We start from the raw sequence: 18,647 nt of genomic DNA, 5'->3' as shown, positions 1-18,647 counted from the left end.
GCGTTGCACATTACACAGCAGAAGATACAATGTTCCATGTAGGCGTATCTGTTGGTAGCCACCATAACATGGTAAATGCTGGTGTAACTCGTAAATTCGGTACTTCCGATGCGAAGAAAGCAGTTCCTGAACGTTACAAAGGTGGTCCTATTAGTTCCATGTACGTAATGCAAGATGAAATGACTGCTTTGAAAGCTAAGTACGAAAAAGTACAACGTGACAATGAAGAAATGAGAGCACAAATTGCATTATTGATGCAACAAGCGGGCTTGAAATAATATAAAATAACATAACATAACATATTGACACGGCAGTGCTTATAAAAGGCGCCAAAAGCGAAATGCTTTTGGCGCCTTTTTGCATGCAAAAAATAGATTTAATGGCTATTTGAGCATATATATGTCATGGTATTTTGTAATGTAATTAAAATAGGTAAGTAATAATTAGATCATAATAGTTTACTAAGGTGAAATACATTTTTTCATGAAGTTAATTTTATGCGAAAAAATTAGTACATTTAGCATATTCATAAGGTATATGGCGGAGTTTTTGTATATTCATAAATATTTATGATTTGGAAGTGAGTGTAGAGTGAAAAATTTTTTACTTTTACCATAGAATATGATATGTTTAATATGATATGCATCGGTAAATAGCCATATATTAACTGTATTTTTACTTTTTAAAATAGTTATAAAATATTTTATTATATTCATATAATTTGATAGTTTTATGCAAGGAGTAAGACGAGATGAACCGAATTTTTAAAGTAATCTGGAGTCGTACAAAAGGGTGTTATGTCGTTGTGGCTGAAACAGCGAAAAATATGTCGAAACGCTCGACAATGACAACGGTATTTGCCAAGATGTCAGGGTCTGTAATTGCTACGGCTTTATTTATGTCCATGATGTCTCCAATGATTGTGCATGGGAGTACTATTGTGCAAGGGGCCGGCGCTCAAGCTAAAAATGGTACTGTAGCGATAGGTGACAATAGTACAGCATTGGCAGATAACAGTGTGGCATTGGGTACAGGTGCTACTGTTACAAGAGCAAATAGGGCTGGTGTTGGTAATGTACAAGGTGTTGCCATCGGAAGAAATGCAAACGTTGAAGTAAATAATGGTGTTGCTATCGGTAATTTGACAAAAGTAGCTTCTTTAAATGGCTTTGCCCTTGGTAATACATCTTGGGCTGGATACGATGAGGCCGGTAACTATGTGGGTGCCGATAATGATCAGGCATTTGGTACCAATGCCAGAGCTTGGGGTGGATCCTCCATGGCATTTGGTAATAATGCTAAAGCTGCTGCCGGTGGTGCCGTTGCAATGGGTAACGGATCGCAGGCAAGAGGTAAATGGGCCGTTGCAATCGGTAATAATGCACAAGCTAAGGGCGAAGGGTCCAGAGCTCTTGGTGTAAACTCCTATGCAGTAGGACTCAACTCCATTGCAATGGGCTGGGAAAGTAATGCCCGTGAGGATTCTTCTATAGCTATTGGTACAGATTCTGACTCAGTTCAGAAAAATAGCATTGCCATCGGTAATCGTGCAGTTAGCTATGCAGAGGATAGCGTTACTCTCGGTAGAAATACGACAGTAAATAAAAATCATAATCGCTCAGTTGCATTAGGTACTAATTCTGCGACTGCGGATACTCATAGTACACCGAATCAGCTTGTAAATGGCTTGTGGTATAAGAATTTAGCGGGAGGAACGGCAGATTCTACTGTAAGTATCGGTAATGATACAGTAAAACGTACGATTACAAATGTGGCAGCAGGGCGTATGAATCCTTCGTCTACAGATGCTATTAATGGTAGTCAGCTATATGCCGTAGCAAATAGCTTGGGCAATTTAGCCACTACTACTAAAAATATCCTTGGCGGTAATGCAGCGCTCGATCCTGATACCGGTAAATTAACGATGAGCGATATCGGTTTTACAGGTAAAAGCACAATCCACGATGCTATTAGATATAATAAAAACAATATCGATAAAGGATTGTTTTTTTATGGGGATAACTTTGTTCAGAACCAAGTAAAATTAGGTGACACAGTAAGAATAAAAGGTGGCGCTAGCGGTGCTTTGGCTGACAACAATATTGGGGTTCAAGCAGACGGAAATGGCACACTAAATGTGAAATTGGCTAAAAAATTAACTGGTTTGGATAGCGTAACAGCAGGAACTGCTACGATTGATAATAAAGGGGTGTCTGTAGGCGGTAAGCTCTATGTGTCAACCGGTGGTCTTAATGCCAATAATCAACAGCTTAGAGGTGTTGCAGACGGTACAGGTAGTCAGGACGCAGTTAACTACGGTCAGTTGCAACGGGCAATTAACGGTACAGCTAAAGAAGCCATTGTAAAAGCAAATGATGATGGTAATATTACGGTAAGGGAAAACTCAACGGCGAAAGGTGGTAAGGAGTATACTGTTGGCTTAAATTATAAGATTACTGTAGGGAAAGGGGCGGCCTCGCATCCTATAACCATAGATAGTGGAGTGGTACAGGAACGGTCACAGGTCTTACCAATACATCATGGAATGTAAATAATCCAGCACCTGTTACAGGACGTGCTGCTACGGAAGATCAGTTAAAGCGGGTTAATGATAAGGTTAATAGTAATAAATCATCGATTGATACTAATGCACATAATATTAGCAACAATAGCCAGAGCATCAGTAAGAATAAACGAGATATTGCTACTATTAACACCGCCCTTGATAAAGGTATTAGCTTCGCTGGTGACAATGGGCCTGTAAGCAACAGAAAATTAGGTGAAACAGTAAAAATAAAAGGTGATTACGTAGGTTCTGTATCTGATTATAATATCAATGTCCAATCAGATGGTAATGGCACATTAAATGTGAAATTGGCAAAATCTTTGAACGGATTGGACAGTGTAACAGCCAGTGGTACGGTTATTAATGCTGGCGGTTTGACTGTTGGTGGCAGAAACTATGTAACACCAACAGGCATTAATGCTAATAATCAAAAAATTACTGGTGTTGCTACTGGTACATCATATAGTGATGCGGTTAATTACGGTCAACTACAAGATGCTATCAACGGCACTGCTAAGGCATCTACTGTGAAAGCAAAAGATAAAAATGTAATCGTAACAGAAGGTACCAATGCAAATGGTGGTAAGGAATATACTGTTGGCTTAGGCGAGAAAATTTCCGTAGGCGGACGGTTTCCTATAACACTGGACGGCACTATAGGCAATGTAACAGGACTTACTAATAACAGCTGGGACGTTAATAATCCTCAAGCCGTAACCGGTCGCGCCGCAACGGAAAGTCAGTTGCAGACTGTTAATACGCAAGTTAATACAAACAAGGCTAATATTGCTAAGAATGCTGCTGATATCAATAAGAATAAACAAGATGTTGCAACGAACAAGCAAGATATTGCGACAAATAAAAGTGCTATTTCTTCAATCAATTCAACAATTGAAAAGGGGTTGAATTTTGGTGGTGACAGCGGGGCAGTTTTCAAGAAACAATTAGGTGAAACACTAACTATTAAGGGTGGTGCCCCTGCTACGAAGCTAACAGATAATAATATTGGTGTCATATCCGACGGCAACACATTAAATGTGAAGCTAGCAAAAACATTAACGGGTTTGACCAGTGTGACTGCAAGTGGTACGACTATCAATGGTGCTGGTTTGACTGTAGGTGGCAAGAACTATGTGTCTTCAACAGGTATCAATGCCAATAATCAAAAGATTACTGGTGTTGCTAATGGTACAGCGCCTGATGATGCGGTTAATTTCAGTCAATTGCAAAATGCTATCGGTGGTACTGCTAAGGCGACTACAGTAAAAGGGAAAGACGCGAATGTAACCGTAACAGAAGGTACCAACGCAAATGGTGGTAAGGAATTCACTGTTGGATTGGGTAATAAACTTACGGTAGGTACGGCACATCCTGTAAATGTGGATGGAACTGCAGGGACTGTAACAGGCCTTACTAATACAGCTTGGAATGTAAATAATCCGCAAGCTGTAAGTGGTCGTGCTGCAACGGAAGATCAGTTAAAAACTGTTAATACGCAAGTTAACACAAATAAGGATAAAATAGCTCAGAACACAACTGACATTGCTCAAAATGCGACTGATATCGGTAAGAATAAACAAGATATAACTAAGAACAAGACTGATATAGCTCAAAATACTACTGATATCGGTAAAAATAAGACTGATATTGCACAAAACAAGCAAAATATTACTCAGAACACACAAGATATTGCGACCAATAAAAATGCTATCTCTACAATCAATACAACTATTGCTAAAGGTCTTAACTTTGATGGAGACAGCGGTGCTGCAATCAACAAACAGTTGGGCGATAAGCTTAGCATCAAGGGTGGTGCAGCGGCTGCGAATTTGACGGACAATAATATCGGTGTCGTATCTGATGGCAGCACATTAAATGTGAAACTAGCTAAGACATTAACCGGTTTGGATAGCGTAACGGCTGGGGGTACAACTATCAATAGTAGTGGTTTGACAGTAGGCGGTAAGACCTATGTAACTCCGAACGGTATTAATGCGAATGACAAGAAAATAACTAATGTTGCTGATGGTGACGTGGTGACTAACTCTAAAGAGGCAGTTAACGGTGGTCAACTTCATGTGGCTAAAACCGAATTAAATAACAACATTAATGATGCTAAAACTGAATTAAACAAAAATATCGGTGATGCCAAAACTGAGCTCAATAAAAATATTAATGACGCTAAGACTGAACTGAACGGCAATATAGATAATGCTAAAACCGAGTTAAACAATAATATATCGACTGCGAAGAATGATGTGATTAACACAGGTCTCAAGTTTGATGCGGATACAGGCGGTGCCAAGACCAATAAATTGGGTTCCAAGGTAACGGTAAATGGCGATGATAATATCACGACAGAAATCAGTCAAACTGGTGACGATACTAAGATCGGGCTTAAATTAAAGAAAGATCTTAATGTTACTACTGTTACTGCTACTGATACTGTGAAAGCTGGCACTGTGACTATGGGCAAACAAGCTGGTGGTGCTGGCGGTGCAAACGGTAACTTTGTGACAGGGCTCGATAATAAGTCTTGGAATGCGGATAATCCTCAAGCTGTAAGTGGTCGTGCTGCAACGGAAGATCAGTTGAAATCCGTTAATGATAAGGTCAATACAAATGTAACCAATATTAATAAAGGATTAAACTTTAATGGCGATAGCGGTGCTACGATTAATAAAAAATTGGGCGACACTGTTACCATTAAAGGTGGTGCTACGGCAGATCTTACGGATAATAATATCGGTGTCGTGTCCGATGGCAGCACATTAAATGTAAAATTAGCTAAAACATTAACCGGTTTGGATAGCGTAACAGCTGGCGGAACGACTATTAATAGTAGTGGTTTGACCGTAGGCGGCAAGACCTACGTAACGCCAAACGGTATCAATGCAAATAATCAAAAGATTACCGGTCTAGCAAAAGGCACAGATCCTACTGATGCGGTTAACTTCAGTCAGTTGCAGGATGCTATCGGTGGAACTGCTAAGGCAAGTACTGTGAAAGCTAAAAACAGCAATATCACTGTAGAAGAAGGTACAAATGCAGCCGGCGGTAAGGAATTTACAATCGGACTAGGCGATAAAATTACCTTAGGCACTGCTAATCCTGTATCTGTTGATGGTACTACAGGCACGGTAACTGGCCTAACCAATACTGCTTGGGATGTAAATAATCCGCAAGCTGTAAGTGGTCGTGCTGCAACGGAAGATCAGTTGAAATCTGTTAATACGCAAGTTAGTACAAACAAGGATAAAATAGCTCAAAACACAACTGACATTGCTCAAAATGCGACTGATATTGGCAAGAATAAACAAGATATAACTAAAAACAAGGCTGATATTGCTCAAAATACAACTGACATCGGTAAGAATAAGACTGATATTGCACAAAATAAGCAAAATATCGCTCAAAATACGCAAGATATTACGACTAATAAAAATGCTATATCCACAATCAATACGACTATTGCTAAAGGCCTTAACTTTGATGGAGATAGCGGCGCTGTAATTAATAAACAGTTGGGCGATAAGCTTAGCATCAAAGGTGGTGCAGCGGCTGCGAACTTGACGGACAATAATATCGGTGTCGTATCTGATGGTACAACATTGAACGTGAAGTTAGCTAAAACATTAACTGGTTTGGAAAGTGTAACAGCTGGTGGCACAATCATCAATAGTGGTGGTTTGACCGTAGGTGGTAAGACTTATGTATCTCCAAATGGCATCAATGCGAATGACCAAAAGATTACCAATGTTGCTAATGGCGATGTGGCGGCTAACTCCAAAGACGCGGTGAACGGCGGTCAATTACATGAAGCCAAAACTGAGTTAAACAAAAATATCGCTGATACAAAGACTGAGTTGAATAAAAATATTGGTGATACTAAGACCGAGTTGAATAAAAATATCAGTGATACTAAAACTGAACTCAACAAAAATATTGGTGACGCTAAGACTGAACTTACCAATAAAGGACTTCGTTTCAATGCGGATAATAACGACGAAAAAACGAATAAACTAGGCTCCAAGGTAACAGTAAATGGCGACGACAATATTACGACGGAAATCAGTCAAACTGGTGACGATACGAAGATTGGTCTTAAATTGAAGAAAGACCTTAATGTTACCACTGTTACTGCTACGGAAACTGTGAAAGCCGGTACTGTAACTATGGGTAAACAATCCGATGGTGCAACTCCTGCTAATATGGGTAACTATGTGACTGGTCTTGATAATCAGGCATGGAGCGTAACTAATCCGACTGCTGTCAAGGGACGTGCTGCAACAGAAGATCAATTGAAGACAGTTACTGAAGCTATCAAAACTCAAGGCGCTAATGCAACGGACTTCAGTCTTGTTGCAAATCCTACGGCGGGATCCAATGGTGACTATACTGTAGATGCCAACGGTGATGTAGCATTGACAGTCCAAGATAAGAACCATCCGACTCAAACAAAAACCGTAACGATTAAAGATGTAGCATCTAAATCCGAATTGGATAAAGGCTTGAACTTTAATGGCGACTCTGGCACGACTATTAATAAGAAATTAGGTGGTACTGTTGCCATTAAAGGTGGTGCAGCGGCTGCGAACTTGACCGATGGTAATATTGGTGTCGTATCCGACGGCAATACATTGAACGTGAAGTTAGCTAAAACATTAACTGGTTTGGACAGCGTAACAGCTGGTGGCACAATCATCAATAGTGGTGGTTTAACTGTAGGTGGTAAGACTTATGTATCTCCAAACGGTATCAATGCAAATGACCAAAAGATTACCAATGTTGCTAACGGCGATGTGGCAGCAAACTCCAAAGATGCGGTTAACGGTGGTCAATTGCATGACGCTAAAACTGAGTTAAACAAGAATATCGCTGATACAAAGAATGAATTAAATAAAAACATTGGCGATACTAAAACTGAACTCAATAAAAATATTGGTGACGTAAAAACGGAACTTACCAATAAAGGCCTTCGTTTTGATGCGGATAATAACGCTGAAAAAACGAATAAACTAGGCTCTAAGGTAACGGTAAACGGCGACGACAATATTACGACAGAAATTAGTCAAACTGGCGACGATACAAAAATCGGCCTTAAATTGAAGAAAGATCTTAACGTTACCACTGTTACTGCTACAGAAACTGTGAAAGCTGGCACTGTAACCATGGGTAAACAAGCCAATGGTGCAACCCCTGCTAATACGGGTAATTACGTAACAGGTCTTGATAATAAGGCGTGGAGCATTGATAATCCTACGATTGCATCTGGCCGTGCAGCAACGGAAGACCAATTGAAAACGGTTAGTGATGAAGTTAAGAAACAAGGTGCTAGTGCAACAGACTTTAGTCTCGTTGCGAATCCTACGGCAGGCTCCAATGGTGATTACACTGTAGATGCCAATGGTGACGTAGCATTGACCGTACAGGATAAGAACCATCCGGATAAAACAAAAACCGTAACGATTAAAGATGTAGCATCTAAATCCGAAGTGGATAAAGGCTTGAACTTTGACGGTGATTCCGGCACGACTATCAACAAGAAGCTAGGTGGTACTGTTGCCATTAAAGGCGGAGCTGCGGCTACAGATTTAACAGATAATAATATTGGCGTTGTATCTGATGGCACAGGCACACTAAACGTGAAGTTGGCTAAAACATTGACTGGTTTGGACAGCGTAACAGCTGGCGGTACAACCATCAATAGTGGTGGTTTGACCGTAGGTGGTAAGAATTATGTATCTTCAAATGGCCTCAATGCGAATGACCAAAAGATTACCAATGTTGCTAATGGCGATGTGGCGGCGAATTCCAAAGATGCGATTAACGGCAGTCAATTGCATGACGCTAAAACCGAGTTAAATAAAAATATTAGCGATGCTAAGACCGAATTAAATAAAAACATTAGCGATACTAAGACTGAGTTGAATAAAAATATCAGTGATACCAAAACTGAACTCAACAATAATATTAATGACGCTAAGACTGAACTAACCAATAAAGGCCTTCGTTTTGATGCTGATAATGGCGGCGAAAAAACAAATAAATTAGGCTCTAAGGTAACGGTAAACGGCGATGACAATATTACGACAGAAATTAGTCAAACTGGCGACGATACAAAGATCGGCCTTAAATTGAAGAAAAATCTTAATATTACATCTGTTACTGCAGCGGAAACTGTGAAAGCCGGCACTGTAACCATGGGTAAACAATCTGATGGAGCAACTCCTGCTAAGACTGGTAATTATGTAACAGGTCTTGATAATAAGACTTGGGATGTAGGTAAAGTCGTATCCGGTCGTGCAGCAACAGAGGATCAATTGAAACAAGCCTTGGCAGGTCAAACTGATACAGGTCTCAAATTCAATGCCAATGTAGGCGGTGTACAAACCAATAAATTAGGCTCTACTGTCACTGTTCAAGGTGAAGGTAAAGCTGCTGATACCGACTATAGTGGTGACAATATTAAGACTTTCATCAAACAAGATACAGCAACAGGTAACACGACTATCGATGTGAAGATGAACAAAAATCTTAAGGCTGAATCCGTGAAAGTCGGTAAAGACGGTAAGGATGGCGTATCTCTTACAGGTCCAGACGGGGCGAATGTCACCGACGGTAAGGTAGCTGTTACAGATAAAAACGGCAAGGATGCTGTGTCCATGTCCGGTAAAGACGGTGTTGGTCACATCGGATTAAGCGGTAAAGACGGTAAAAGTGCGGATATTATTGCTGAAAAAGGGTCTGCTAATCTCAATGGAAATGAAATTACGCGCATTAAATACAAAGATGAAAATGGCACAACCCATGAAGTGGCAACCAAAGATGATGGCATGGCATATGGTGGCGACTCCGGTACTACCATCAAGAAGAAACTTAATGAACAATTGGACATTAAGGGTGGTGTCACCAATGAATCTGAGTTGACCGAAAATAATATTGGTGTTATTAGTAAAAATAATATCCTTAATGTTCGTTTGGCAAAAAATCTGAAAGGTTTAGATTCCATAACTTTCAACAATGGCACTAATGGTGTAAACGGTAAAACCGTTGTTAATGGTGAAGGTATGGCCGTTCAAGATAAGGACGGCAATCCGTTGACGGCTGTTACAAAGGACGGCGTGAAGATTACCAACGGTCCATCCATGACGAAGGACGGTATCGATGCGTCCAACAAGAAGATTACGAATGTAGCTGATGGTACTGATTCTAAGGATGCGGTTAATAAATCTCAATTGGATAAAGCGGCAGCAGCTGCTACTACAACAGTAACGGCAGGTAATAATGTCCAAGTAGATAAGACCACTAATGCGGACGGTTCTACAAATTACAAAGTGGGTCTCAAAGACCAAGTAACAATGGGGTCTGATCCTACGAAACAAATTGCGATGGATGGTACAACAGGCACTATCAAAGCCGGTGACAAGGTTACCATCGATGGCAACAAAGGCACTATTAAAGCAGGCGATAAAGTTGAAATCGATGGCGATAAGGGTACAATCAAGGCTGGCAATGTAGCGATTGACGGTACAAACGGTACAATTAAGGCCGGAGACAAGGTAACTATTGATGGTAAAGATGGTAAGATTGCAGCAGGTAAAGTCGCTGTTGACGGTAAGGACGGTCATGTGACAGGCCTAGAAAACAAAGATTGGGATCCTGACAATATCACAAGCGGTCGTGCTGCTACAGAAGATCAATTGCAGAAGTCCCATAAAACCTTGGATAATAAGATTAATAACTTAGGTGATGACATTACGAAGAAAGGTATGGATTTTGCCGGTAATACAGGTGATTTTCACCGTGATTTAGGTCAAAAAGTTACCATCAAAGGTGAAGGTCAAGGGGCTGATAGTGATTATTCCGGTGAAAATATCAAAACAGTAGCCGAAAATGGTAATGTTACTATTAAAATGGCTAAGAATCTTAAGACCGATAGCGTTACTACCAAAACGGTCACTGCCGATACGGTAACGACTGATAAGGTGAAAGTTGGCAAAAACGGTCAAGATGGCGTTTCCATTACAGGTCCAGACGCTGCGAATGGTACAGACGGTAAAGTAGCTATTACAAGTAAAGACGGTAAAGATGCTGTATCTATGTCCGGCAAAGACGGTATTGGCCACATCGGTTTAACCGGAAAAGATGGTCGCAATGCAGATATGATTGCTGATAAGGGCGATTCTGATCTAGGCGGTAATGCTATTACTCGTATTAAGTACCAAGATGAACAGGGCAAGACACATCAAGTGGCAACCAAAGACGATGGTATGAAATACGGTGGCGATTCCGGTAATGTGATTAACAAAAAGCTTAACGAACAGGTAAACGTAGTCGGTGGCATTACTGATGCTGGTAAGTTGACGTCCGAAGATAATTTAGGCGTCGTATCTGATGGAACTAATCTCAAGGTTCGTATGGCAAAAGATTTGAAAGGTCTTGAGTCTGTGACGACTAAGGATACCGCAGGTAACTCTACGGTTGTGAACGGCAGTGGCATAACCATTACTCCTGTTAGCGGTAACACTGTAAGTCTTACTAAAGATGGATTGAATAACGGTGGTAAAACAATTAGCAATGTAGGTCCTGGTGTAAACGGCACGGATGCGGTTAACGTAAATCAATTGAAGGGTGTTACGGAGGGCATGGCCAATGCTATTAATTCTGTGGCGGGCGAAACGCAACGTGTAGGTGCTCATGCGGCGGCTATGTCTGCGTTGAAACCGATTCAATATGATCCGTTAGAACCAACTCAAGTGATGGCTGGTATTGGTAATTACAGAGGTGAAACTGCAGCAGCTTTAGGTGTTGCTCACTACACATCGGAAGACACTATGTTCCATGCAGGCGTATCTGTTGGTAGCCGTCATAATATGGTGAATGCCGGTGTAACTCGTAAATTCGGTTCTTCTGATGAGAAGAAGGCTATTCCTGAACGCTACAAGGGCGGACCTATCAGTTCTATGTACGTAATGCAGGATGAAATGACTGCTTTGAAAGTTGAAAATGCACGCATGAAAGCGCAGGATGAAAAATTAACTGCAGACTATGCGGCATTGAAAGAAGACAACCTTCGTCTACAGAAAGATAACGAAGAAACTAAACGACAATTAGCGCTTATTATGAGTCGTTTAGGTATGTAAATCATATAAATTTCATTTTATATTCATGTGATAAAAAACTGTTGATGTACCAGAAAATACTCATGAAGATTAGATGATGTTAACCCTATATGGTATATAAATGAAAGAATGAAAGTCTATTGTGAAAAGACTTTCGTTCTTTTTTTGTATTTGACTTCACAAATCTTTCATAATAGTGTATAATACAGAACATATAATTTTAATCGAAAATTATAAATATGATTAATTTACTATAAAATCATTAGTTTTAGATTATAAGTGTTGTTTGGCCCATTGTTGTAAGGGTTTTTATGATTGAAAATATATCTAAATGAGTAAGAAAATCAATTTTTAAAAGAAGTTTAAAGTTCTGAAAATAAATGAGCGAAATGTGAAAAAATATATTTACATTCATAAACTAATCTGATATTTTATATGTATAGTAATTAAATTTTTGATGAAAATTTTATTATTTTTAGTGTTTTAGTGTTGGTTTTAGAATCCCTTATAAAACTGTGTGAAAGGTAGGTACTACTAAATGAATCGTATTTATAGGGTAATTTGGAGTCAGGTACGGGGCGCATATGTCGTTGTATCTGAAATTGCAAAAAGCCATACTCGTGGCTCCAAAAGCTTTGTTAGTAATTCCGCTAAAGCTTCGGTAAAAGTTGGCTTGGCGGCTATGGTTTTGACCTGCGGTAGTGGGTTAGTTTCGAATGTTCAGGCTGGGGATAAAGGTTTCTCTGTTAATCCAGAGCTTGGTGAAAACGCTGTTTTTAATTGGTTAAAACCTAAACCTGGTGCACCTGAAATTTTAATGTATGATTATGAAACGCCTGGTAACCCTGGTAGTGGTAAAGTGGTCAATAAAAAAGATAATACTAAACTATATACTAATAATAAGGTGTTTGGTATAGAACTTGGCAATAGTGCTAGTGCACGATCTGCAGATGGTTCGGTATCTGGTATTGCTATTGGTGACTACTCCAATGCTCGTGGATTAGGTGTTGCTTTAGGTCAATATGCACAATCTAATGATATTGGTTCTATTGCGGTGGGTGCCGCAACAAAAGCCAACGGATTTAATTCACTAGCAATGATGCGTCAAGCCTATGCAGGTGCAAAATATGCGGCAGCTATTGGTACAGCTGCATCCGCACAAGGAGAAGCTAGCTTGGCGATGGGTCACTCCGCATTGGCAAAAGGTGCTCAATCTATTGCTATCGGGTCAGCTAATCCTACGCCTTTCGAGGATGATAAGCATACTCAATATACAAAATATGACGAAAGTAGTAATACCCAAGCTAATACTGCTCGTGCTATTGCTATCGGTCAAGGTGCAAAAGTTGTAGCAGGTACAACTCGAGATCAAAAAGCTTTTGCTGATGGTGTAGCCATTGGTACTCAAGCTGTTTCCGAGGGAACTCAAGGTGTAGCCATTGGTAATCGTGCTGCTCATTATCGTGATAACGCGGTAGCAATTGGTAACAATGCTAAAACATATGCGGTAGACGGTGTTTCGATTGGTAATAATGCTGAAGCAGGTATTCAAAATGACCCTCAATATAAAGTAAACAACTCCGTTGCTGTAGGTAACTCCGCACGTGCTCATGGTGGTTCCGGTGTGGCTCTTGGTAATGATACTTATGCATTGGGCGGTTCCTCTGTGGCTGCAGGTAATGCGGCATGGGCATTAGGCGAACGTTCTACTGCTATCGGTAACAATGCTCATTCTGAAGGTTACGGCTCTATTGCTATGGGTCGTGAAGCAAGTGCGTTAAGCACTCAAGATGGGGACAAGAAAAATGTTGTGGCTATCGGTGATGATGCACAAGCAACTGGGTCCCGTTCCATTGCATTGGGTGTAAGTGCTCAAGCTGGTACATTAGAACGTGTACGTGATCGTAGTGTTTATAAAGATAATCCTGAATTAATCACTAAACTTAAAGCTCAAAGAGAAGTAACTGATGCTGTAGCAATCGGTAGCGAAGCAAGTGTACAAGCAAACGAAGGTTTAGCTCTCGGCAGCAAAGCAACAGTAAATAACGTACGTGGCGTTGCCTTAGGTGCTAATTCTGTAACAGCTACTCCTGTGAGCACTGCTAGTGAAACTATTAACGGCTTGAAATATAACTATGCCGGTGGCACTGCTGATTCCACAGTTAGCGTTGGTAATAATTCTACAAAACGTACAATCACTAACGTAGCTGCTGGTCGTGTGAATGCACAATCTACAGATGCTATTAATGGCAGCCAATTATATGGTGTTGCTAATGCAGTGGGTAATGTAGCTAACAGCACTAAGAATATCTTAGGCGGTAATGCTCAGGTTGACCAAAACGGTACTATCACCATGACTAATATTGGTGATACAGGTAAAAACACTGTTCATGAAGCAATTAAATCCGCAAACTCTGGCTGGGAACTTCAAGTTAATGGCCAAAAGGTAAAAGACGTAAAAGCGCCTAACCGTACAGTGAACTTTAACGCTGGTAATAATATTAAATTAGAAGGTTCTGGAGACAATGTTACGGTTGCAACTGTTGATGACGCAAGATTCAACTCCGTTACAACAGGCAATGTATCCATGAGCACAAGAGGTATCAATGCTGGTGGGTATCAAATTACCAATGTACAATCCGGTGGTGATACATTAACAAATGCTGCTAATATTGGTGATATCTCTCGTATTGCGGCTAAATACGATAAATACTTACAACGTGGTGCTGCTACGTATGAAGCAAACGGTAACGGCAAAATTAACATGACCGGTACAAATGGTTTGACTGCTGAAGTAACAGGTTTGAAAAATACGTATGTTACATCCGGTACAGTATCCAATGACGGTAAGAGATTGACATTGACACGTAATGATAATCAAACATTTGATGTTGATATCTCTAAAATCTCTAACGGTCTTTCCAAAACTGACTACCGCTTGATTGCAAACCCTGCAGCAGGCAGCAACGGCGAATATAAAGTAGCTGCTGATGGTAGCATGACATTGACTGTTGCGGATGCTGATGGTTCCAACCCTAAACAAGTTAAGTTGACGAACCTTGCTTCTAAAGAGCAACAAGATATTAATACTACTAATATCACAAATAACACTAACAAAATCGCTAAAGGCTTGAGCTTCCAAGGCGATAACAATGTTAAAATTAATAAACAACTTGGTGATACTTTAGGTATTACTGGTGGCGCTACAGGTGCTTTATCTGACAACAACATCGGTGTTGTAGCTAAAGACGGCAACCTTAATGTTAAGTTGGCAAAAGACCTAACAGGTTTGAACAGCGTAACTGCAGGTTCTGTTCGTGTAGGTAAACATAGCGACAATAAAAACTATGTAACTGGTTTGGACAATAAAGAATGGAATGTTCAAAACCCTACCATCACATCTGGTCGTGCAGCAACTGAAGATCAGTTGAAAAAAGTGTCTGATGAAATCAAGACTACTAATGCGGCTAAAACAGATTACCGTTTGATCAACAATACAAACTCTGCAGACGGTTCTTACTCTGTAGAAAACAACAAGGTTGATTTAAAAGTTAAAGATGAAGCTCATCCTAACAGCCCTGCTAATACGGTAACAATCAACAATATCGCATCCAAAACTGAATTGGATAAATTGACAGAACGTGCTGTTAAATATGATCTTAACGGTACTACTGTTAATAAAAACAAGGTTACGTTGGAAGGCCAAGGTGGCACAACAATTACTAACTTGAAAGCCGGCGAAGTATCCTCTACTTCTACAGATGCTGTAAATGGTAGCCAATTACATGATGTGAAAATCGAAGCAGGTAAACATTCAAAAGTAACTGTTTCCGATGATAACCTCAAATTGACAACTACTCCTGCTACAAGCACTGAAGGTGCTAAATATGATCTTCGTTTGAACAACAAAGTGACATTGGGTAGTGGTAACAATCAAGTAGTTCTTGACGGTACTGCAGGCAGAGTGACTGCTGGCGCTGTTGTAATGGGTGCTCAAACTGTTCAAAATACGAAACATGCAAGCGAAACTGGTAATTATGTAACTAACTTGAGCAATAAGAGTTGGGATTCCACATCTATCGTATCTGGTCGTGCAGCGACTGAAGATCAGTTGAAAAAAGTTAGTGAACAAATTACTCAACAAGGTAGCAGTGCAACTGACTATCGTCTTGTAAGAAACTCCAGCGCTGACGGTTCCTACAAGGTAAACGACAATGGTGAAGTATCCTTGACCGTAGAGGATAAAAACCATGCAGGCGTTAAAGAGCAAGTTACAATCAATAACATTGCATCCAAATCTTCCGTAGATAAATTGACTGATCGTGCAGTTAAATATGACATCAATAACGGTGTTGTTGATAAGACTAAGGTAACATTGGAAGGTGCTGACGGCACTACAATTACAAATGTAAAAGATGGTGCTGTAACAGCTACATCTAAAGATGCTATCAATGGCAGCCAATTGTTCAAGACTAAAGAAGAATTGATCAATAAAGGCATGAAATTCGGTGCTGACTCCGGTAACGTAATCAATAAAAAACTTGGTGAACAAGTTAACGTTAAAGGTGGCATTACTGAAGCTTCCAAATTGACTGCAGAAGACAATATCGGTGTTGTATCCGATGGCTCTAATGACTTGAAAGTTCGTTTGGCTAAAGACCTTAAAGGTTTGAACAGCGTAACTGTAGGCGATACAAAAGTTACTTCCAACGGTGTAACTATCAGCAACGGTGCTACAAACAATGCATCTGTATCTCTTACTAAAACTGGCTTGGATAATGGTGGTAACAAGATTACTAACGTTGCTCGTGGTACAATCGACAGCGATGCAGTAAACTTGGCACAATTAAAAGAAGTATCCAACAGTGCATCTGCAGCAAATACAAAGGTAGCTGAAGGTAAAAACATTAAAGTTGATGAAAGCATCGACAATGTAACTAAAGCTAAAACATATACTGTAGGCTTGAAAGATGAAGTAACATTAGGCGCAGGTAACACAGCTATCAATATCAACGGTACAACAGGTATCGTGAAAGCTGGCGACGGCGCTAATGCTGTGACTATCAATGGTACAAATGGTACTATCAACTCCGGTAAAGTAACTATCAATGGTACTACAGGTACTGTTAACGAATTGACTAACAGAACTTGGAATCCTAAGGCTATTACTAATGGTCAAGCTGCGACAGAAGATCAATTGAAAGTAGTAGACAATAAAATTGATACTACAAAAACTGAAATCGTAGAAAAAGGCTTAAACTTCCAAGGTGACGCAGGTACTGCAATTCACAAAGATCTTGGTCAAACATTGAAAATCTCTGGTGGTCAAGCTGACGCATCTAAACTTTCAGAAAATAACATTGGCATAGTTAATAACAACGGCGTATTGAATGTTAAACTTGCGAAAGACCTTAAAGGTTTGGACAGTGTAACAACTGGTGCTACAACTATTAACAACAACGGTTTGACAATCGGTGGTAACACATTTGTTACAAGCAACGGCTTCAATGCTAACGATACTCAAATCACAAACGTGAAAGCTGGTACAGAGGATAACCATGCAGTTAACCTTAAACAGTTGAAAGAAGTATCTAACAACGCAGCGGCAGCTAAAACTGTTGTAAAAGCTGGCAAAAACATCAATGTAACTGATTCTGAAGATCCACTTACTAAAGCTAAGACTTACACAGTTGGTTTACAAGATACAGTAACATTGGGTTCCGGTAATACAGCTGTTAATATCGACGGTACAAAAGGTATTGTGAAAGCCGGCGAAGGCAACAATGCTGTAACTATCAACGGTACAAACAGCACAATTAATGCTGGTAACGTAGCGATTGACGGTGTAACAGGCAATATCAATTCCGGTAAAGTTCTTGTTAACGGTGCTAAAGGTACTGTAAACAACTTAACAAATATCACTTGGGATGCTGACCATATCACAAGCGGTCAAGCTGCAACAGAAGATCAATTGAAAGTTGTTGATAAGAAAATTACTGACAATGGTAGTAACTTGACTAAGAAGGGCTTGAACTTCAAAGGCGATGACGCTACAAGCATTCATAAAGATCTTGGCGAAACATTAGATGTTGTAGGTGGTACTTCCGATAAAGCTAAATTGTCTGACAATAACATCGGCGTGGTATCTGAAAACGGTAAGTTGAATGTTAAACTTGCTAAAGAGTTGACTGGCTTAACAAGTGTAACAACTGGTGCTACAACAATTAATAATGAAGGTTTAACAATTGGTGGTAAGAAATTCGTTACAGCTAACGGTTTTGATGCTAACAATACACAAATCAAAAACGTAAAAGCTGGTACTGATGGCAATGATGCAGTTAACTTGAATCAATTGAATGAAGTTAAAAATGCATCCAACACTACAGTTGAAGGTAGCGAAAACATCAATGTTAACTCCACAGTAGATCCTAATACACAAGCTAAAACTTACAAAGTAGCGTTGAAAGACAATGTAACTTTGGGTTCCGGCAATAATGCAATCAACATCAACGGTACTACAGGTATCATAAAAGCTGGTGACGGTGCAAATGCTGTAACTATCAATGGTACAAACGGCACTATTAACTCCGGTAAAGTGACTGTCAACGGTGCTGCTGGTACTGTAAACAACTTGACAAACATTACTTGGGATGGCAAAAACTTCACAAGCGGTCAAGCTGCAACAGAAGACCAATTGAAAATTGTTGATAAGAAAATCACTGACAACAGCACTGACTTGACTAAGAAAGGCTTGAACTTCCAAGCTGATTCTGGCGAATTAATTCATAAAGATCTTGGTCAAACATTGGATGTTGTAGGTGGCATTACTGAAAAATCTAAATTGTCCGACAACAACATCGGTGTAGTATCCGAAAATGGTAAGTTGAATGTTAAACTTGCAAAAGATTTAACAGGCTTGAACAGCGTAACAACTGGTCAAACAACTATCAACAACG

General features: G+C 39.9%; 4 protein-coding genes. All 4 read left to right on the top strand.

The genetic code is table 11. The features are described from left to right. Positions 1-278: hypothetical protein (locus tag E7L28_RS09560; protein ID WP_316711635.1), on the top strand; the 278-nt coding region annotated here is incomplete at its 5' end. Between the two features lie 473 nt (positions 279-751). After that, positions 752-2,551 (top strand): ESPR-type extended signal peptide-containing protein, encoded by a 1,800-nt coding sequence (locus E7L28_RS09865; RefSeq protein WP_316711634.1) that lies wholly within the window; start codon positions 752-754, stop codon positions 2,549-2,551. Between the two features lie 317 nt (positions 2,552-2,868). Next, positions 2,869-11,712 carry a YadA-like family protein gene (locus E7L28_RS09550; RefSeq protein ID WP_316711633.1) on the top strand — a complete coding sequence of 2,948 codons (8,844 nt, stop codon included), beginning with the start codon at positions 2,869-2,871 and terminating at the stop codon, positions 11,710-11,712. A 517-nt stretch (positions 11,713-12,229) separates the two neighbouring features. Beyond that, positions 12,230-18,647, top strand: a 6,418-nt coding sequence (locus tag E7L28_RS09545) for an ESPR-type extended signal peptide-containing protein (RefSeq protein ID WP_316711632.1), incomplete at its 3' end; no start/stop codon positions are given.

The sequence above is a fragment of the Veillonella parvula genome (genome assembly GCF_032575955.1).
GTDB lineage: Bacteria > Bacillota > Negativicutes > Veillonellales > Veillonellaceae > Veillonella > Veillonella parvula_J.
This window is presented reverse-complemented; position numbering and strand designations above follow the sequence as displayed.

Excerpts from the sequence above, each read along its gene's own strand:
- E7L28_RS09865 (WP_316711634.1), top strand. The coding sequence starts at position 752 with ATGAACCGAATTTTTAAAGTAATCTGGAGTCGTACAAAAGGGTGTTAT.